Below are 19908 nucleotides of genomic sequence, written 5' to 3'. Positions count from 1 at the left end.
AGCAAGCCCGCTCCCACATTGGATCTGCTGTGTGGCTGGGATCAATGACCGGCGCGAACAGCAGTCTCAATCAATTCAAATCAAAAAATAATCGCGGCCTTCTACCTGGCCCCGGCGCAGCGGGTTCCGGGTGCAGTAAGGCGCGTAGCCAGCATCGACAAAGCGGTACATCAAGTGCTCATCGCGCCCGCTGGGAATGCCCAGGCGCGTGGTCTGGATGATCTGCGACGGCGCCTGGCCCACGTCTTCAACGTAGAGCAGTTCCTGGTCAAAACGCTTGGCATCCCACATTGGCACTTTCAGTCCCAAGGCTTTGCACAGCAGCGTCTGGCCCGCGCAGAGTTTCTGCGCGGGGCGAGGGTGGCCGTTGGCATCGGGGTTGTTCAGCAGCATCTGCGCCAGACTCGCCGGGCCGCAGATCTCATCGACCCACGGATAGGCCGATTTGATCAGCACGGCATTGCCTGGGCCCTGAGCGCTGAAGTTCAGCGAATCGCCGCCACGGGCGTAGTACATGTAGATGTGCCCACCATCCAGAAACAAAGCCTTACGCTTTTCTGTATAGCCGAGCGACGCGTGACTGCCTTTTTCGGCCACGTAATAGGCTTCGGTTTCAATAATTCGCGCTGAAAGCCAGATATCGCCCACGCGGTGGCGTATGACTTTTCCGAGTAATTCGCGCGCGAGTAGTTGCGCGTCGCGGTCGAAGAAGCTGTCGGGCAGGGCGCTGGCGGGGAGCTGAGGGGCAAAACTGGACATGGCGATCAGGGTTAATGCGGCTAAATGTGACGGAATAATAACAACTCCCACCTTAATTACCGCTGAACCCCAAGTTTTTACAGTTCATTTCGACCATCCGCCCCTCACCGCTGTCAGTCGGGCGGCGTCACAGCTATAATCTGCCGCTTTCCTCTTTGCCAAGACTCCCTGACCATGACTGAGTCCGTTCTTGACTACATGACCCGCCTGGGTCGCGCTGCCCGGCAGGCCTCGCGGTTGATCGCCCGTGCGAGCACTGCGCAGAAGAACCGTGCCCTGTTGGCCGCCGCCGATGCTCTGGATGCTTCGCGCTCCGAGCTGGCCGCCGCCAATGAACAGGACCTGGCCAATGGCCGCGCCAATGGCCTGGAGCCAGCCCTGCTGGACCGCCTGGCGCTGACCCCGGCGCGTATCGACGACATGATCGAAGGCCTGCGTCAGGTGGCCAAACTGCCTGACCCCATCGGTGAAATCCGCGACATGCGTTACCTGCCGTCCGGTATCCAGGTCGGCAAAATGCGCGTGCCCCTGGGCGTGATCGGCATTATCTATGAGTCGCGCCCGAACGTGACCATCGACGCCGCGAGCCTGTGCCTCAAGTCCGGCAACGCCACCATCTTGCGTGGCGGTTCCGAGGCGATTAATTCCAACCGCGCCATCGCCGCCTGCATTCAGCAGGGCCTGGCCGTGGCCGAGCTGCCGGCTGAAGTGGTGCAAGTGGTGGAAACCACCGACCGCGCCGCCGTTGGCGCGCTGATCACCATGCCGGAATTTGTCGACGTGATCGTGCCGCGCGGTGGCAAGAGCCTGATCGAGCGCGTGAGCCGCGATGCGAAAGTGCCAGTGATCAAGCACCTCGACGGCGTGTGCCACGTGTTCATCGACGTTGCCGCCGACATCGACAAGGCGATCCGCATCGCCGACAACGCCAAGACCCACCGCTACGCCCCCTGCAACACCATGGAAACCCTGCTGGTGCACGTCGGCATTGCCGATCGCGTGCTGCCGCCGCTGGCTGCCATCTACCGTGACAAGGGCGTGGAACTGCGCGGTTGTGAACGTACCCGTGCGCTGCTGGGCGCGGACGTGATCGAGGCGACAGAGCAGGACTGGTACACCGAGTACACGGCGCCGATCCTGTCGATCCGCATCGTCGACGACCTGGACCAGGCCATCGAGCACATCAATAAATACGGCTCCAAGCACACCGATGCCATTGTTTCCGAGCATTTCAGTGATGCCCGGCGTTTCCTCAACGAAGTGGATTCCGCTTCGGTGATGGTCAACGCCTCGACGCGTTTTGCCGACGGCTTCGAATATGGCCTGGGGGCGGAAATCGGCATCTCCACCGACAAACTCCACGCACGCGGCCCGGTTGGCCTTGAAGGCCTGACCAGCGAGAAGTACGTGGTGTTCGGCGACGGTCACGTGCGCACTTGATGGCTAAACGCATCGGGCTGCTCGGCGGTACCTTCGACCCCGTGCACATCGGCCATTTGCGCAGTGCCCTGGAAGTGGCGGACGCCCTCGCGCTGGATGAGCTGCGGGTGATGCCCAACGCGCGGCCACCGCATCGCGATACGCCGCAGGTATCACCGCAACAACGCCTGGAAATGGTGCGCCTGGCGGTAGACGGCATTGCGCCGCTGGTGGTGGACGACCACGAGCTCAAGCGCGATAAACCGTCCTACACTGTCGATACCCTGGAACTGATGCGTGCCGAGTTGGCCGCAGACGACCAGTTGTTTCTGCTTTTGGGCTGGGACGCATTTTGCGGCCTGCCCTCTTGGCATCGCTGGGAGGAACTCCTCCAGCATTGCCACATCCTGGTTTTGCAACGCCCGGATGCCGACAGCGAACCGCCGGATGCCTTGCGCAACCTGCTGGCCGCGCGGTCGGTAAGTGACCCCTTGGCCCTGACCGGGCCGAACGGGAATATTGCATTCGTCTGGCAGACCCCGCTTGCGGTGTCCGCCACCCAGATCCGTCAACTGCTGGCCAGCGGGAAGTCGGTACGTTTCCTGGTGCCTGACGCGGTCCTGGCCTACATCGATGCGCACGGGCTTTACCGTGCGTCGAACTGAAAAGGCGCGTTTGATCGCACGCACAGTCGTGCAGCAAGCGCCCGAACATACGAGCAAAACGAGTTTTATATGACGAACAAAGACGTAAGCAAAGTTAAGCGCAAAGGCACTTTCAAAAGCGCCCCGCTGCCAGTTGAAGCGCACACCGGCCCTGAGCTGGCTGGCGAAGAGCTGGTTAAAGTCGCCGTGGCTGCCCTGGAAGACGTTAAGGCCCAGGACATCCAGGTGCTGGACGTGCGCGACAAGCAGAGCATCACCGACTTCATGATCATCGCCACCGGTACCTCCAACCGCCAGATCGGCGCGATGCTGGACAAGGTTCGCGAAGCCGTCAAAGCCCAAGGCGTGAAGCCGCTGGGTGAAGAAGGCAAGGGCGACAGCGACTGGGTGCTGCTGGACATGGACGACGTGATCGTTCACATGATGACTTCCAATGCCCGTCAGTTCTACGACCTGGAGCGTCTGTGGAAGGGCGCCGAGCAGAGCCGTGCCGCTGATGGCAAGCACCACAGCCCGGAAGTGGGCCACGCGCACTTCGACAAGCTCAACAAAGACCAGGAATAAGGAACGGCTGTGCGCCTGCGTCTGATCGCTGTCGGTTCACGCATGCCCAAGTGGGTGGAAGAAGGTTGGCACGAATATGCCAAGCGTCTGCCCGCTGAGCTGTCGCTGGAACTGGTGGAAATACCGCTCAACACCCGGGGCAAGAATGCCGATGTGGCGCGCTTTATCCGTCAGGAAGGCGAAGCCATGCTGGCCAAGGTCGGCCCCAACGAGCGCATCGTCACCCTCGAGGTGCACGGCAAACCCTGGAGCACCGAGCAATTGTCGGTGGAGCTGGATCGCTGGCGCCTGGATTCGCGCACGGTCAACTTCATGGTCGGCGGGCCCGAAGGGCTGGCGCCGGAAGTCTGTGCGCGGGCGGACCAGCGCTGGTCGTTGTCAGCGCTGACGCTGCCGCACCCGTTGGTAAGGATTCTGATCGGTGAACAGCTGTATCGCGCCTGGACAGTTCTGTCCGGGCACCCTTACCACAAATAATCTGCGCCCCTGCCGATGACCCAGCCGATCCGCATCAAGGACCACGAGAAAGACGCACGTCTGGTACGCGCGCGGGTCGTGTTCGGTGCCTTTCTGGTGGTGGGGCTGATCGGTGTGCTGATTGCGCGCCTGTATTTCCTGCAGGTGATCCAGTACGACTATCACTCCACGCTGTCGGAAAATAACCGGGTGCATGTGCAGCCGATTCCGCCGACCCGTGGGCTGATTTTCGACCGCAATGGCGTGGTGGTGGCCGATAACCGGCCCAGCTTCAGCCTGAGCATGACCCGCGAGCGTTCCGGCGACTGGCAGCAAATCCTCGATGTGATCGTCGAGGTGCTGCAGCTGACGCCGGAAGACCGGGTGATCTTCGAAAAACGCATGAAGCAGGGGCGCCGGCCATTCGAGCCGGTGCCGATCCTGTTCGAGCTGACCGAAGAGCAGATCGCGCGAATCGCCGTGAACCAGTTCCGCCTGCCCGGTGTGGAAGTGGTGGCGCAGTTGGTGCGGCATTACCCGCAAGGGCCGCACTTTGCCCACTCCGTCGGTTACATGGGGCGCATCAACGAGAAAGAGCTGAAAAGCCTCGATCCGGTGAATTACAGCGGCACCCACCATATTGGTAAAACCGGCATCGAGCGTTTCTACGAGCCGGAGCTGCATGGCCAGGTGGGTTACGAGGAAGTTGAGACCAACGCCCGCGGCCGCGTGTTGCGCGTGCTCAAGCGCACCGACCCGGTGCCGGGCAAAGACATTGTGTTGAGCCTGGACATCAAGTTGCAGGAAGCGGCCGAAATGGCCCTGGGTGGCCGGCGCGGCGCGGTAGTGGCACTGGACCCGAGAACCGGCGAAGTGCTGGCGATGGTCAGTCAGCCAAGCTTCGACCCCAACCTGTTCGTCACCGGCATCAGCTTCAAGGCCTACGCCGAGCTGCGTGATTCCATCGACCGGCCGCTGTTCAACCGCGTGCTGCGCGGGTTGTATCCGCCGGGTTCGACCATCAAGCCGGCGGTGGCGATTGCCGGCCTGGATTCGGGCGTGGTCACCGCATCAAGCCGCGTGTTCGACCCGGGCTACTACATGCTGCCCAACTACGATCACAAATACCGTAACTGGAACCGTACCGGTGACGGCTATGTCGACCTGGACACCGCGATCATGCGCTCCAACGACACCTATTTTTACGACCTGGCCCACAAGCTGGGCATCGACCGGCTGTCTGCCTACATGGGCAAGTTCGGCCTGGGTCAGAAAGTCTCCCTGGACATGTTCGAAGAATCCCCCGGCCTGATGCCGTCGCGGGAGTGGAAGCGCGCCACCCGTCGCCAGGCGTGGTTCCCGGGCGAAACCCTGATCCTCGGCATCGGCCAAGGCTACATGCAGGCCACACCGCTGCAACTGGCCCAGGCCACGGCGCTGGTTGCCAACAAAGGCATCTGGAACCGTCCGCACCTGGCCAAGACCATCGAAGGCGAAAAGCCTGTGGATGAAAACCCGATTCCCGACATCGTGCTGCGTGACCCGTCCGACTGGACCAAGGTCAACCACGGCATGCAGCAAGTGATGCACGGCGCCCGTGGCACCGCGCGCAAAGCGGCGGCCGGCGCGCAATACCGCATTGCCGGCAAGAGTGGTACCGCGCAGGTGGTCGCGATCAAGCAGGGCGAGAAATACGACCGCTCCAAGGTTCAGGAACGCCACCGCGACCACGCCTTGTTCGTCGGTTTTGCCCCGGCAGACGACCCGAAAATCGTCGTGGCAGTAATGGTCGAAAACGGCGAGTCCGGCTCCGGCGTGGCTGCACCCGTGGTGCGCCAGATCATGGACGCCTGGCTGTTGGCCGACGACGGCAGGCTCAAATCCGAATATGGCGGCCCCCCTTCAAACACCGAGGTTACGGCCCGTGAAGAGTAATTTTGACCGCATCCTCTCCAGCGAGGATGTGATGCGTCGCCGCGCGACGTTATTGCAGCGCATGCACATTGATGGCCCGTTGCTGATCCTGTTGCTGACCTTGGCGGCCGGCAGCCTGTTCGTGCTGTATTCGGCCAGCGGCAAGAACTGGGACCTGCTGATCAAGCAGGCGTCGTCGTTCGGCTTGGGCCTGTTGTCGATGGTGGTGATTGCCCAGCTCGAACCGCGTTTCATGGCGCGCTGGGTGCCGCTTGGTTATGTCGCCGGCGTATTGCTGCTGGTGGTGGTGGACGTAATGGGCCACAACGCCATGGGCGCGACGCGCTGGATCAACATTCCAGGGGTGATCCGCTTCCAGCCGTCGGAATTCATGAAGATTTTGATGCCGGCAACCATCGCCTGGTATTTGTCCAAGCGCACCTTGCCGCCGCAGCTCAAGCACGTGGGCATCAGCCTGATATTGATTGGCGTGCCGTTCATCCTGATCGTGCGCCAGCCCGACCTCGGCACCTCGCTGCTGATCCTCGCGGGCGGTGCGTTCGTACTGTTTATGGGCGGCCTGCGCTGGCGCTGGATCCTCAGCGTGCTGGCCGCCGCCATCCCCGTGGCCGTGGCGATGTGGTTCTTCTTTATGCACGACTACCAGAAGCAGCGGATCCTGACGTTCCTCGACCCGGAGAGTGACCCGCTGGGCACCGGCTGGAACATCATCCAGTCCAAGGCCGCCATCGGTTCCGGCGGAGTATTTGGTAAGGGCTGGTTACTGGGCACTCAGTCGCACCTGGACTTTTTGCCCGAAAGCCACACCGACTTCATCATTGCCGTAATGGGCGAAGAGTTCGGCCTGGTAGGCATTTGCGCGCTGTTGCTGATTTATCTGCTGTTGATTGGTCGCGGTTTGGTGATCACCGCGCAGGCGCAGACGCTGTTCGGCAAACTGCTCGCCGGCAGCCTGACCATGACTTTTTTTGTTTACGTTTTCGTCAACATCGGTATGGTCAGTGGCCTGCTGCCGGTGGTTGGGGTGCCGTTGCCGTTCATTAGCTACGGCGGAACTTCGCTGGTGACATTGCTGTCAGCGTTTGGGGTTTTGATGTCGATTCACACGCATCGCAAGTGGATCGCACAGGTTTGAATAAGGTGAAGATGTCAATGCAAGTAATGCGCGGCTGGGCGACTCGGCATGCGTCCTGGATGAGCCTGATTGGGCTGCTGGGCGCGACGCAAGAGGCGCAGGCCGGTGACTACGATGGCTCACCCCAGGTCGCCGAATTTGTCGGTGAAATGACCCGCGACTACGGTTTCGCCGGTGAACAGCTGATGGGCGTGTTCCGCGAAGCCCAGCGCAAGCAGGCGATCCTCGATGCGATCTCGCGTCCCGCCGAGCGCGTGAAACAGTGGAAAGAATACCGCCCGATGTTCCTCGCCGACGCCCGCGTGGCGCGGGGTGTGGACTTCTGGCGCCAGCACGAAGCCGCGCTGGCCCGCGCCGAGCAGGAGTACGGCGTGCCGGCCCAGGTCATCGTCGCGATCATCGGCATTGAAACCTTTTACGGGCGCAATACCGGCAGTTACCGGGTGATCGACGCCTTGTCGACCCTGGGCTTCGATTACCCGCCGCGCGCCGAGTTCTTCCGCAAGGAGCTGCGCGAATTTCTGCTGCTGGCCCGCGAAGAGCAGGTCGACCCGCTGACCCTCAAGGGCTCCTATGCCGGTGCGATGGGCTTGCCGCAGTTCATGCCGAGCAGCTTTCGTGCATACGCCGTGGATTTCGACGGCGACGGCCACATCAATATCTGGAGCAATCCGGATGACGCCATTGGCAGCGTGGCCAGCTACTTCAAGCGCCATGGCTGGGTGTCCGGCGAGCCGGTGGTGATCCGTGCCGATGTCACCGGCGAGCGCGCCGACGAAGGTTTGACTCAGGGAATCGAGCCGGTCAAGACCGTCGGGGAGTTGCGAGCCCTGGGCTGGTCGAGTCAGAATGCGCCACGCGATGATATGCCGGTGACGGCGTTCCGCCTGGAAGGCGAAAACGGCCCGGAATACTGGATGGGCCTGAAGAATTTTTACGCAATCACGCGTTATAACCGCAGTGTGATGTACGCCATGGCCGTGCATCAGCTGTCAGACATGCTGGTCCAAGCACGGGGCAACAAGTAATGCGGGCATCGCCGTTCAATAAACCGCTCAAGCTGGTGGCGTTTGCCGCGTTGTCCTTGCTGGTTGTCAGTTGTTCTTCTACCACCACCACAAGCCGCGCGCCGGCGCAGAAGGGCGGTGGCGGTATCGTTCGCGCCCAGCCGGGCCTGGACATCAACCGCGCGCACAAAGACGGCGCGCCGTGGTGGGATGTCGACGTATCGAAAATCCCGGATGCCACGCCGACCCTGCACACCGGGCCTTACAAGGCCAACCCGTATACCGTGTTGGGCAAGAATTACTTCCCGCTGCAGGATTCCAAGACCTACGTCCAATCGGGCACGGCGTCCTGGTACGGCACCAAGTTCCATGGCCAGAACACCGCCAACGGCGAAGTGTATGACCTGTACGGCATGAGCGCGGCCCACAAGACCCTGCCGCTGCCCAGCTACGTACGCGTGACCAACCTGGACAACAACCGCACGGTGATCCTGCGGGTCAACGACCGTGGGCCGTTCTATTCGGACCGGATCATCGACTTGTCCTACGCCGCCGCGAAGAAACTCGGTTATGCCGAAATCGGCACCGCACGCGTGAAAGTCGAAGGCATCGACCCGGCGCAGTACTGGGCCCAGCGTGGCAAACCGGCACCGTTGATGCTCAACGAGCCACAAACGCCGCAGCCGCAAGTGACCGCGTCAACCGGCAAGATCGAACAGTGGACACCGCCACCGGCGCAGCACGCGCCGGACACGGTGGTCGTGCCGCACGCAGCACCGGGCGCTTCCGCGGTGGGCGGTCAGTACCTGCAGGTCGGCGCTTTCGCCAACCCGGACGCGGCAGAACTGTTAAGGTCCAAGCTCAGCAGCATGGTCAATGCGCCGGTTTTCATCAGCTCCATCGTGCGTAACCAGCAGACTCTGCACCGTGTGCGCATGGGGCCAATTGGTTCGCCAAGTGAAGTGGCGCAAGTACAGAACAGCGTGCGCCTGGCCAACCTGGGGCAACCCAGCGTGGTCACCGCCGAATAAGAAAGATTGATGGCTCAGACGCGTGCGCGGGTCTGGGCCCTGGTTGTTGGCTCTGAACAATAAAAACCCAGGGGCAAGGGGTGAGCGGGCAACCGAACACGTGACAGTCTGGCAGCGGGCTGTCTGAATAGTTTTGCCCGCGAGGGCAAGTTTCCATAAGCAATTTCGAGAGACGGATGAACATCACCACCTTAGCCAAACGCACGTGCCTGCTTCTTTCGCTGATCATCACCCCGGCCGCCTGGGCGGTTGAAATGGTGCCGGCTTCCCCGCAACTGGCCGCCAAGGCCTGGGTCCTCATGGATGCCGCCAGCGGCAACGTGCTGGTCGAGAACAACGGTGACCAGCGCCTGCCACCGGCGAGCCTGACCAAGCTGATGACGGCGTACATCGCGACCCTGGAAATCCGTCGCGGCCAGATCGGCGAAAACGACCCGGTCACTGTCAGCGAAAACGCCTGGCGTACCGGCGGTTCGCGGATGTTCATCAAGGTGGGTTCGCAGGTGACTGTCAGCGACCTGCTGCACGGCATCATCATCCAGTCCGGTAACGACGCCAGCGTGGCCCTGTCCGAGCACATCGCCGGCAGCGAAGACGCCTTTGCCGACATGATGAACAAGACGGCCGGCGACCTGGGCATGACCAACAGCCACTTCATGAACCCGACCGGTCTGCCGAACCCGGAGCACTACTCGTCGGCTCACGACATGGCGCTGCTGGCCCGCGCGATCATCCGCGTCGACCCGGTGCACTACGCGATCTACTCCCAGAAGGAATTCTTCTGGAACAACATCAAGCAGCCTAACCGCAACCTGCTGCTGTGGCGCGACAAGACTGTCGATGGCCTGAAAACCGGCCACACCGACGAAGCCGGCTACTGCATGGTGTCGTCCGCCGTACGTGACGGCCAGCGCCTGATCGCCGTGGTCTTTGGTACTAACAGCGAGCAGGCCCGCGCGGCCGAGACGCAAAAGCTGCTGACCTACGGTTTCCGCTTCTTCGAAACCCAGACCTTCTACCAGAAGGGTGCTGAGCTGGCTCAAGCCCCGGTATGGAAAGGCGCTACCCACCAAGTCAAAGCCGGCCTGGCTGACGACCTGACGTTGACCATGCCTAAAGGCCAGCTGAAAAAGCTCGCTGCCAGCATGACCATGAACCCGCAATTGGTTGCGCCAATCGCCAAGGGTGACGTTATCGGTAAAGTCGAAGTGAAGCTGGACGACAAGGTGGTGCACAGCGCCGACCTGATCGCGCTGGACGCCGTCGACGAAGGTGGTATCTTCCGCCGCGTGTGGGATAGCATCCGTCTATTCTTCTACAGCTTGTTCAACTGATAAGTGTGCACCTGCAAAGCCCCGCGTCGACCTGACGTGGGGCTTTGCCCGTCGCCACGGCTTACGCTTACGAGGCCGTTACGCCATGACCGATAAAGAAGTAGAAGTAAAGGCGCCAAAGATCGAATTCCCTAACGTGGACTATCCCGTCAAGGTGATCAGCGATACGGGTGTGGGCAACAAAGACAAGATTCTGGAGATCGTGCGTAAACACGCGACGATCAACGACAACCGTGTGGACGAGCGTTTGAGCTCCAACGGTAAGTACACCACGATCCAGTTGCACATCGTTGCGACCGGTCAAGACCAGCTCTACGACATCAACAGCGAACTGCGGGCCACCGGCTTCGTGCACATGGTGCTGTGATGTCTCAGGTCCTGGGCTTTCGCGAGCTCGGCCAGATGGCCTACGAGCCGGTCTGGCATGCCATGCAGCGCTTTACCAACGAGCGCGGCAGCTCGGCCCCGGATGAAATCTGGCTGGTGGAACACCCGCCGGTATTCACCCAGGGCCAGGCCGGCAAGGCCGAGCATCTGCTGCTGCCGGGGGATATTCCGGTGGTGCAGGTCGACCGAGGTGGTCAAGTGACTTACCATGGGCCGGGTCAGCTTGTTGCTTATCTCTTGCTGGACGTACGCAAGCTGGGTTTTGGCGTACGTGACCTGGTGAGCCGCATGGAAGCTTGCCTGATCGAGCTGTTGGCCAGTTACGGCGTGAGCGCCGCGGCCAAGCCCGATGCACCCGGTGTGTATGTGGACGGCGCGAAAATCGCCTCCCTCGGTTTACGGATTCGCCACGGTTGTTCCTTTCATGGCCTGGCCCTGAACGTGGACATGGACCTGGCGCCGTTCGGGCGCATCAACCCGTGCGGTTACGCAGGGTTGGCGATGACCCAACTGAGCGACCACGCCACACCGATTAAATTTGCCGAGGTAAGTGCCCGGCTGCGTGCGCAGCTCGTCAAACACCTCGACTATGCTGAGCAGACGACCCTTACGGGCGGAATCGACTGATTATGACTACTGATGCAGTGCAAACCATGATCCCGACGCTGGACATCACCGAGCGTCCGGCCCCGCGTGCCAAGGTGGAAGCCGGCGTCAAGCTGCGCGGCGCCGAGAAAGTTGCACGCATCCCGGTCAAGATCATCCCGACCACCGAACTGCCGAAAAAACCTGACTGGATCCGCGTGCGCATCCCGGTTTCGCCGGAAGTCGACCGTATCAAGGCCCTGCTGCGCAAACACAAGCTGCACAGCGTGTGCGAAGAGGCGTCCTGCCCGAACCTGGGCGAATGCTTCTCCGGCGGCACTGCCACCTTCATGATCATGGGTGACATCTGCACCCGTCGTTGCCCGTTCTGCGACGTTGGCCATGGCCGGCCGAAGCCTCTGGACGTCAACGAGCCGGAAAGCCTGGCCATCGCCATCGCCGACCTGAAGCTCAAATACGTGGTCATCACCTCGGTAGACCGCGACGACCTGCGTGACGGCGGTGCCCAGCACTTTGCCGACTGCATTCGCGAGATCCGCAAGTTGTCGCCGAACGTGATGCTCGAAACCCTGGTGCCGGACTACCGTGGCCGTATGGACGTCGCGCTGGAAATCACCGCGGCCGAGCCACCGGATGTGTTCAACCACAACCTGGAAACCGTGCCACGCCTGTACAAGGCTGCGCGTCCAGGCTCGGACTACCAGTGGTCGCTGACCCTGCTGCAGAAATTCAAGCAGATGATGCCGCACATCCCGACCAAATCCGGCCTGATGCTGGGCCTGGGCGAGACCGACGAAGAAGTGATCGAAGTCATGAAGCGCATGCGCGAACACGACATCGACATGCTGACCCTCGGCCAGTACCTGCAGCCGTCGCGCAGCCACTTGCCGGTGCAGCGTTTTGTGCACCCGGACACCTTCGCCTGGTTCGCCGAGGAAGGTTACAAAATGGGCTTCAAGAACGTGGCGTCCGGCCCGCTGGTGCGTTCCTCGTACCACGCTGACGAGCAGGCCAAGCTGGTCAAGGCTAGCCTGGTTTCCTGAGCCTAACCTGAAGTAATTTGGGCGTGGCTTGTGTGGGAGCGGGCTTGCTCGCGAAGGCGGTGTTTCAGTCACCTGATGTGTAGACTGACACCCCACCTTCGTGAGCAAGCCCGCTCCCACATTTCGTTCTGCGTCATAGATGGGAGACTTATGGATGAGCACTGAACTGGCAGCCGCGGTACCTGCACTTCGCCCCGAAGGCATCATCGGCCTGATCGCCCCCGCCGGCCCTGCTGCCCTCGACGTTGAAAAAGCCGGGCAATGGATGCGTGCCCGTGGCCATGAGCTGCGGATTTTCCCTGGTGTATACGAGCGCGACGGTTACCTCGCAGGCAGCGATGACGTGCGCCTGCGTGACCTTCACGCTGCCTTCGCCGACCCCGAAATCGATGCCATCTTCTGCCTGCGCGGCGGCTACGGTACGCCACGCTTGCTGGATCGCCTGGATTACGACCTGCTGCGCGCCAACCCCAAGCCATTCGTGGGTTATAGCGACATCACCGCGTTGCACCTGGCGATCAGCCGCTACGCCGGCTTCGTGACTTTCCACGGGCCAATGCTCAATGCCGATTTGCTGGGCGACAAACAACAGCCCACGGAGTCATCGCTGTTCAGCATGCTGCGCGGCCAGCTTGGCGCCGGCAGTGTCGTGGCGCACCCGGTGGCCTACGCATTGACCACCCTTGAGCCGGGTATTGCCTGTGGACGCTTGCTGGGCGGCAACCTGTCGATGATCGCCGCAGTCATGGGCACGGCCTATGAGATTGATGCCGAGGGCATCATTTTGCTGATCGAAGACGTCAACGAGCCGATCTACCGTATCGACCGCCTGCTGACTCACCTGCGCCTGGCCGGCAAGCTGGAGCAAATTGCCGGTGTGCTGGTGGGCGACGTGGCGGGTGTGGATAAAGCAGCGCTGGAGCGACTGCTGAAGCAGACCTTCGCACCGTTGTGCATTCCGGTGTTGTCCGGCTGGCGCAGTGGGCACTGCGATCCGAATCTGACGCTGCCGATGGGCGCGTTGGTGCGGCTGGATGCGGGGGAGCAGCGGCTGGTGTTGGAGCAGGATGTAGTTTTGAAATAATTGTCGCTTGTGATGCCGTCTTCGCGAGCAAGCCCGCTCCCACATTCGACCGAGTTCCAGCCTTGGAATGTCGTTGAATGTGGGAGCGGGCTTGCTCGCGAAGGCGATAGTCGCCATACGCCGGCCTATTGGCTTTGCAACGACTCCAGCAGTTTCACCGTCGGATACCCGTCCGCCGGCCAACCCAGCGACTGCTGCGCCGCGCGGATCGCCTTGCGCGTGTTGGCGCCGATGATGCCGTCTGCATTGCCCGCGTCATACCCTTTGGCGCTCAGCACTGTCTGCAAATCGATGCGTTGGGAGCGGCTCAGTGGCAGCTCATCTTTGGGCCAATCGCCACGAATCACACCACCGCCACCAAACCGCTCCGACAGCAGGCCAACCGCCAGCGCGTAGGACGACGAGTTGTTGTACTTGAGGATCGCGCGGAAGTTGTCCAGCACCAGGAAAGCGGGGCCACGGTAGCCTGCCGGCAGCAACAAGGCAGCGGACAGTTGGTCGACGTTGGGCGGCATGCTCGCGCCAGGTGGCAACTGGATGCCGAGTTTCAGCCACTCGGCGACGGTCTTGCGTACGCCGCCGTCTGCCAGGGCGTAATCAAAGTTGGCCGGCAGCTGTTGCACCTCAAAGCCCCACGGCTGGCCTTTTTGCCAGCCAGAGCTTTGCAGGTAGTGCGCCGTGGAGGCGAGGGCGTCGGCCGGGCTGTTCCAGATGTCACGGCGACCGTCACCGTCGAAGTCGACGGCGTGGGTGTTATAGGTAGTCGGGATAAATTGCGTCTGGCCCATCGCGCCGGCCCAGGAGCCTTTCATCTGGTCGGCATGGATGTCGCCATGCTGGATGATCTGCAGCGCCGCCAGCAGTTGCGCCTGGGCGAACGCCGGGCGACGGCCTTCGTAGGCCAGGGTTGCCAGGGAACGGATCACCGAATTATTGCCCTGGAACTGGCCAAAATTGCTTTCCATGCCCCACACCGAAACCAGCGCCTGGCGGTCGACGCCATAGCGTTGTTCGATGCTTTGCAGGATGTCGGCGTACTTGATCAGCAAGGCTTGGCCGTTGCGTACGCGCACCGGCGAGAGGGCGCCGTCGAGGTATTCCCAAACCGGGCGGGAGAATTCCGGTTGGCTGCGGTCAGCGCGAATCACCGCCATGTCGGGGGTGACGCCGGCAAAGGCGTTGTCGAACACCGCAGGCGTGATCCCGGCTTTCAGGGCGTCCACGCGAAAGGCCGCTTGCCATTCGGCGAAGGTCTGGGTCGGTTGGATATCGAGGTTGTCCACGGCCAACGGCGCAACGACGGCAGGCGCGACGGCCGGCACAGTCTGCAGTTTTGGCAGGGGTTGCGCGTCTGCGGCGGTGGGTTTTTCCGCGCAGGCGACAAGCAGAATGAGGCTGGAGGCAGCGATCAATTGGCGAAGGTGCCAACGACGGGAAAGGCTAGAGGGCATGCACAGGTCCAGGGATTACAAATCAGGTACAGACCTTATCATGCCGGAGGGGCGCTTGCCTTCAGGCAGCCAGAAAGTAAGAAGCCTCCCAGCTATTAGACTGGAAGGCTTCGCGGCGGTAGCTGCCTTTGCCCTTGCCGGCGCGTTCCTGACGGCTTCGGAACAGTGGCTGGGCGATGATGGATTTGGCCTTGTTGGGGCCATGCTTGGATGGCTTTTTGCTCATGTCGATACTCTCTGTCGGTGGGATGAAGCGGTGCAAATCATCTGCCGAAGTGACGCCGCTGTAAAGCCCGGCGCGGTGTAGGAAAGGTGCACGATCAAAATCGGGGAGCGGGCTTGCTCGCGAAGGCGGTGGGCCATTCGCCTGATCTATAAACTGATACACCGTCTTCGCGAGCAAGCCCGCTCCCACATTCGGATTGTGGTGTTTTTGGGCGGGGCGTTATTCAGCCGGTAACGACAGGCGCTGACCAGACATCAAAAGTGACAAACGGCTCAGGCTCATCCACGGCGAACCCGCCGCCTGACCCTTGATTTGCGCATCGATGCGCTGCGCTTCAAGTAGAAGCTGTGCCCAGCGTTGCGCCGAGTGCCGTTGCAGGGCTTTGCTCATCAGGGGTTTGCGTTTGTCCCAGACCGGTGGCCGCGCCTGGCTGAAGCATTTGTCCAGCGGAGTGCCCTGGCTGTATTGCAGCGAAATATTGGCCAGCACCCGCAACTCACGGGCCAGGGCCCATAGAATCACCGGGGGTTCCACGCCTTCGCCGCGCAGCCCTTCGAGCATGCGCAGGGCGTGGGCAGGTTCACCATTTAGAATCGCGTCCACCAGCCCGAACACGTCAAAGCGAGCACTGTCGGCCACTGCGCCTTGCACGGTTTCGACGGTGATCTGCCCGTCTTCGGCCATCAACTTGAGCTTTTCGATCTCCTGGGCGGCGGCAAGCAAGTTGCCTTCGACCCGGGCGGCGATCAGTTCAACAGCGTCTTGCGTCGCTGACAGCCCCGACTGGGACAGGCGCTGACGAATCCACTGCGGCAACTGGTTGCTGTCCACTGGCCAGATCTGGATGAACTGGGTCTGTGGTCCCTCTACCAGCGCCTTGCCCCATTTGGTTTTCTGCGCACTGCCGTCGAGCTTGGGCAAGCTGATCAGCAGCACTGTGTCTTCAGCGGGACGCGAGCAGTATTCCATCAAGGCCGCCGCGCCCTTGTCCCCGGGTTTGCCCGAAGGCAGGCGCAATTCCAACAGGCGTTTTTCGGCGAACAGCGACATGCTCGCACCGGCTTGCAGCAGCGTGCCCCAGTCGAAACTGGCGTCGGCGCTAAAGACCTGGCGTTCATCGAAACCCTGCTGGCGAGCGGCGCTGCGAATAGCGTCTGCCGCTTCCTGGCACAACAGCGGGTCATCACCGCTGACGATGTAGACAGGCGCGAGGCCACCTTGCAGGTGTTTGGCGAGTTGGGCGGGGGCGAGCTTCATAGGCGGGGCAAACGGGGCGCCAGGGGCGCCCCGTCTGGCTTACTCGACAGGGACTTCAACAGGCGATTGTTTCGGCGTGTTGTCTTCGTACTCTTTTGCGGCTTTCAGGGCGTCGGCGTCAGCCTTGGCCTTGTTGTCGGCGGTTTGCTGCAGAGCGGCCAGTTTTTCCGGCGTCAGCTGTTGCAGACGTACCATCAGGCGCTGGATCAGCTCACGACGCATTTCCTTGCGAACCTGAATGATCTCCGAGTCCGAACCCACCAGGTTGTTGCCGTCGTGGCTCACCACTTTCTGGACTTCGAGCTTGTCAGCCATCAATGGCAGGTGGTCACGGCCTTGTACTTCATAGTTGACGGCTGTATTGAGCTCAACGTCCGACGCGCGGCCAGCGCTGGCGTAGCTCAGGCTACGCTGGGATTCCTGCTCGTCCACCAGGACCAGTTTGTAGGTTGCACCGGTGTAGACGCGCACACCGCTGTTTTCCAGGGTCTGGCGCAGCTGAACCACCGTGTCGCCATAGGCGTTGCGGGCGCTGACGTCCAGTTCCTTGATGCTCAGTTCATTGGTGCCGGTACCGCGCAGCTGGAAGCCGCAAGCGCTCAGCAGCACAGCGAGGCCCATCACCAGCAAATTGCGTTTGATCATTTTGTTGCTCCCCTTGAAACCATGTGGGCCTTATCGAGGCCTTAAAGGTTTGGTTCGGCGCAGGGCCCAAGCCCTGCGCCCGATCCGATTAGCTGGCGACGATGTTGACCAGTTTGCCAGGCACTACGATCACTTTGCGGATCGTCAGGCCTTCGGTAAAGCGCAGCACGTTCTCGTTGACCCGTGCAGCCGCCTCGACGTCTTCACGACTGGCGCTGGCTGGCATATCAATCTGGCCACGCAGTTTGCCGTTGACCTGGATTACCAGCTGCAGCGTGTCCTGTACCAGCGCGCTGTCATCCTGTACCGGCCAACCGGCGTCGATCACCGCGCCACTGTGGCCCAAGCGGCTCCACAGATCATGGCTGATGTGCGGCGTGATCGGAGCCAGCAACAGGACGACCGTTTCCAGGCCTTCCTGTACCAGCGCGCGGTCCTGTTCGGTCGCCTGTGGTGCTTTTTCCAGCACGTTCATCAGCGTCATCACCTGAGCGATGGCGGTGTTGAATTTGTGGTTCTGGCCCACGTCCTGGCTGGCCTGGCGGATGGCCAGGTGAGTGCTGCGGCGAATGGCTTTCTGTTCATCGCTCAAGGACGCCACGTCCAGCTTGCCCGGCAGGCCCTGGCTGACATGGGCGTGCGCCAGGCGCCAGACGCGCTTGAGGAAACGGTGCGAGCCTTCGACGCCGGAGTCGGACCATTCGGCGCTCATGTCGGGCGGCGAGGCGAACATCATGAACAGGCGGCAGGTGTCGGCGCCGAACTGATCGATCATCGACTGTGGGTCGACGCCGTTGTTCTTGGACTTGGCCATCTTCTCGGTGCCGCCGATTTCCACCGGCAGGCCGTCGGACTTCAGCTTGGCGCTGATCACCTTGGCCTTGCTGTCACGCTCAAGCTCTACGTCCGCCGGGTTGAACCAGGTGTAGGCGCCATTGGCTTCGCGGCGATAGTAAGTGTCGGCGATCACCATGCCTTGGGTCAGCAGGTTCTTGAACGGCTCGTCGGAGCTGACCAGGCCTTCGTCGCGCATCAGCTTGTGGAAGAAACGCGCGTACAGCAGGTGAAGAATTGCGTGTTCGATGCCGCCGATGTACTGATCCACCGGCAACCAGTGGTCGGCCGCGGATTTTTCCACCAGACCGCCTTCATAGTGCGGCGAGGCGTAGCGAGCGTAGTACCACGAGGACTCGACGAAGGTGTCCATGGTGTCGGTTTCACGCTTGGCCGGTGCACCGCATTTCGGGCAGGCGCACTCGTAGAATTCGGGCATGCGCGCCAATGGCGAACCGGCGCCATCGGGCACCACGTCTTCGGGCAGTACCACCGGCAACTGGTCTTCCGGCACCGGCACGTCACCGCAGGTTTGGCAGTGGATGATCGGAATCGGGCAGCCCCAGTAGCGCTGGCGGCTGATGCCCCAGTCGCGCAGGCGGAACTGGGTGCGCGAGGCACCGAGGTTTTTCTTGATCAGTGCCACTTCAATGGCGTCGAAGGCACCCTGGAAATCCAGGCCGTCGAACTCGCCGGAGTTGATCAGTTCGCCGTGCTCGCCGTAGGCGTCTTGCCATGGGGCCGGGTTGGTATCGCCCGCGCTGGTACGCACGACCGATTTGATCGGCAGGCCGTACTTGGTGGCAAATTCGAAATCGCGCTCGTCGTGAGCCGGCACGGCCATTACTGCGCCATCGCCGTAGTGCATCAGCACGTAGTTGGCGACCCACACCGGCAGTTTTTCACCGGTCAGTGGGTGCTCGACGAACAGGCCGGTTGGCAGGCCTTTTTTCTCCTGGGTGGCGACGTCGGCTTCGGCCACGCTGCCGCCTTTGCATTCGGTGATGAACGCCGAAAGCTCTGGATTGTTCTGTGCGGCCTGGGTGGCCAGCGGGTGTTCTGCGGCCACGGCGACGTAGGTCGCGCCCATCAGGGTGTCCGGGCGGGTGGTGAAGACTTTCAGTGCGCCGGCAACGCCAATGGAATCGACGTTGTACGGGAACTGCACTTCCATGCCCTTGGATTTGCCGATCCAGTTGCGCTGCATGGTCTTGACCTGTTCGGGCCAGCCCGGCAGGTCGTCGAGGCTCGACAAGAGTTCATCCGCATAGGCGGTGATCTTGAAGTAGTACATCGGGATTTCGCGCTTTTCGATCAGCGCGCCGGAGCGCCAGCCGCGACCGTCGATGACCTGTTCGTTGGCCAGTACGGTCTGGTCGATCGGGTCCCAGTTCACGGTGCCGCTTTTCTTGTAGATCACACCTTTTTCGAACAGGCGGGTGAACAGCCATTGTTCCCAGCGGTAGTAATCGGGCTTGCAGGTGGTGACCTCGCGCGACCAGTCCACCGCCAGGCCCAGGCTGCGCAGCTGGGTCTTCATGTAGGCGATGTTTTCGTAGGTCCACTTGGCGGGCGCCACGTTGTTTTTCATCGCGGCGTTTTCCGCCGGCATACCGAAGGCGTCCCAACCCATGGGTTGCAGGACGTTCTTGCCGAGCATGCGCTGGTAGCGCGAAATCACGTCGCCGATGGTGTAGTTACGCACGTGCCCCATGTGTAGCTTGCCGCTGGGGTAAGGGAACATCGATAGGCAGTAGTAAGTCTCCTTGCCTGGCTGTTCACTGACTTCAAAGGACTTTTGCTCGTCCCAGAAGGTTTGGGCGGCATTTTCTATTTCACGGGGCTGATATTGTTCGTGCATGGCTACTTTTGAACTGAATAGGGGTGGCCTAATCCTCTTCGGTGCAACGTTCAGGTTGATCGACACCAAAAAGCGGCGCGTCCGTGCCCAAACCCTGCGGGAAGTGGAGTTACAGGAAGCGCCGTAGCATACATGACCCCACTCTATCGAGGGAAACCCTGATTGCGCAGGCAGGGCCGTCTGTCGCGGCGCCGGGCAGGCGCAGCCAT

General features: G+C 61.5%; 19 protein-coding genes. 13 read left to right on the top strand and 6 right to left on the bottom strand.

Annotated features, from left to right (window positions below; genetic code table 11):
- Positions 1–75: 75 nt before the first annotated feature.
- Positions 76–759 (bottom strand): DNA-3-methyladenine glycosylase, encoded by a 684-nt coding sequence (locus AACU78_RS00995; RefSeq protein ID WP_106579379.1) that lies wholly within the window; start codon positions 757–759, stop codon positions 76–78.
- 174 nt (positions 760–933) lie between these two features.
- Between AACU78_RS00995 and AACU78_RS00990 the strand changes: the two genes are divergently transcribed.
- The 13 genes from AACU78_RS00990 (at position 934) to AACU78_RS00930 (ending at position 13425) form a co-directional block, all read left to right on the top strand.
- On the top strand, positions 934–2199 hold the full coding sequence (locus AACU78_RS00990; RefSeq protein WP_106579378.1) for a glutamate-5-semialdehyde dehydrogenase: 1266 nt from the start codon (positions 934–936) through the stop codon (positions 2197–2199).
- The gene (gene nadD / locus AACU78_RS00985) at positions 2199–2843 is read left to right on the top strand and encodes a nicotinate-nucleotide adenylyltransferase (protein WP_106579377.1); all 645 of its coding nucleotides are present in this window, start codon (positions 2199–2201) and stop codon (positions 2841–2843) included. The genes AACU78_RS00990 and nadD overlap by 1 nt, the downstream gene beginning before the upstream one ends.
- A gap of 69 nt (positions 2844–2912) precedes the next feature.
- Positions 2913–3407 (top strand): ribosome silencing factor, encoded by a 495-nt coding sequence (gene rsfS / locus AACU78_RS00980; RefSeq protein ID WP_003215432.1) that lies wholly within the window; start codon positions 2913–2915, stop codon positions 3405–3407.
- A 9-nt stretch (positions 3408–3416) separates the two neighbouring features.
- Positions 3417–3884, top strand: a complete 468-nt coding sequence (rlmH, locus tag AACU78_RS00975) for a 23S rRNA (pseudouridine(1915)-N(3))-methyltransferase RlmH (RefSeq protein WP_106579376.1) — start codon at positions 3417–3419, stop codon at positions 3882–3884.
- A 15-nt stretch (positions 3885–3899) separates the two neighbouring features.
- The gene (mrdA, locus tag AACU78_RS00970) at positions 3900–5798 is read left to right on the top strand and encodes a penicillin-binding protein 2 (protein WP_106579375.1); all 1899 of its coding nucleotides are present in this window, start codon (positions 3900–3902) and stop codon (positions 5796–5798) included.
- Positions 5799–5829: 31 nt separating this feature from the next.
- Positions 5830–6933, top strand: coding sequence for a rod shape-determining protein RodA (rodA, locus tag AACU78_RS00965; protein ID WP_057703348.1), 1104 nt, complete (start codon positions 5830–5832; stop codon positions 6931–6933).
- 17 nt (positions 6934–6950) lie between these two features.
- A complete protein-coding gene (gene mltB / locus AACU78_RS00960) occupies positions 6951–7961 on the top strand; it encodes a lytic murein transglycosylase B (RefSeq protein WP_106579374.1) in 1011 nt (336 codons plus the stop codon).
- Positions 7961–8971, top strand: a complete 1011-nt coding sequence (locus tag AACU78_RS00955; protein WP_106579373.1) for a septal ring lytic transglycosylase RlpA family protein — start codon at positions 7961–7963, stop codon at positions 8969–8971. The genes mltB and AACU78_RS00955 overlap by 1 nt, the downstream gene beginning before the upstream one ends.
- A gap of 176 nt (positions 8972–9147) precedes the next feature.
- Positions 9148–10305 (top strand): D-alanyl-D-alanine carboxypeptidase family protein, encoded by a 1158-nt coding sequence (locus AACU78_RS00950; protein WP_106579372.1) that lies wholly within the window; start codon positions 9148–9150, stop codon positions 10303–10305.
- A gap of 85 nt (positions 10306–10390) precedes the next feature.
- A complete protein-coding gene (locus AACU78_RS00945; RefSeq protein WP_017136054.1) occupies positions 10391–10672 on the top strand; it encodes a DUF493 domain-containing protein in 282 nt (93 codons plus the stop codon).
- A complete protein-coding gene (gene lipB, locus AACU78_RS00940) occupies positions 10672–11319 on the top strand; it encodes a lipoyl(octanoyl) transferase LipB (RefSeq protein WP_106579371.1) in 648 nt (215 codons plus the stop codon). Before AACU78_RS00945 ends, lipB begins: the two co-directional genes overlap by 1 nt.
- Before the next feature lie 2 nt (positions 11320–11321).
- Entirely contained in the window at positions 11322–12341 is a 1020-nt protein-coding gene (lipA, locus tag AACU78_RS00935; protein WP_090401916.1) for a lipoyl synthase, read from the top strand.
- A gap of 166 nt (positions 12342–12507) precedes the next feature.
- Positions 12508–13425 carry a S66 peptidase family protein gene (locus AACU78_RS00930; protein WP_106579408.1) on the top strand — a complete coding sequence of 306 codons (918 nt, stop codon included), beginning with the start codon at positions 12508–12510 and terminating at the stop codon, positions 13423–13425.
- 125 nt (positions 13426–13550) lie between these two features.
- On the opposite strand, the gene AACU78_RS00925 is transcribed toward AACU78_RS00930, so the two are convergent.
- From AACU78_RS00925 to leuS, 5 genes are all read right to left on the bottom strand, one after another.
- The gene (locus AACU78_RS00925) at positions 13551–14876 is read right to left on the bottom strand and encodes a lytic murein transglycosylase (RefSeq protein WP_106579370.1); all 1326 of its coding nucleotides are present in this window, start codon (positions 14874–14876) and stop codon (positions 13551–13553) included.
- A gap of 61 nt (positions 14877–14937) precedes the next feature.
- Positions 14938–15102: an alternative ribosome rescue factor ArfA gene (arfA, locus tag AACU78_RS00920; RefSeq protein WP_003176285.1), complete on the bottom strand. Its 165-nt coding sequence runs from the start codon at positions 15100–15102 to the stop codon at positions 14938–14940.
- Between the two features lie 219 nt (positions 15103–15321).
- Positions 15322–16359: a DNA polymerase III subunit delta gene (holA, locus tag AACU78_RS00915; protein ID WP_106579369.1), complete on the bottom strand. Its 1038-nt coding sequence runs from the start codon at positions 16357–16359 to the stop codon at positions 15322–15324.
- Between the two features lie 39 nt (positions 16360–16398).
- Positions 16399–17004, bottom strand: a complete 606-nt coding sequence (locus AACU78_RS00910) for an LPS-assembly lipoprotein LptE (RefSeq protein ID WP_106579368.1) — start codon at positions 17002–17004, stop codon at positions 16399–16401.
- Between the two features lie 88 nt (positions 17005–17092).
- Positions 17093–19699: a leucine--tRNA ligase gene (leuS, locus tag AACU78_RS00905; RefSeq protein WP_106579367.1), complete on the bottom strand. Its 2607-nt coding sequence runs from the start codon at positions 19697–19699 to the stop codon at positions 17093–17095.
- Between the last annotated feature and the right edge of the window lie 209 nt (positions 19700–19908).

The sequence above is a fragment of the Pseudomonas sp. R9.37 genome, from assembly GCF_963878885.1.
Lineage (GTDB): Bacteria > Pseudomonadota > Gammaproteobacteria > Pseudomonadales > Pseudomonadaceae > Aquipseudomonas.
Note: the sequence above shows the minus strand (reverse complement) of the source record. Positions and strands in the feature narration are given on the sequence as shown.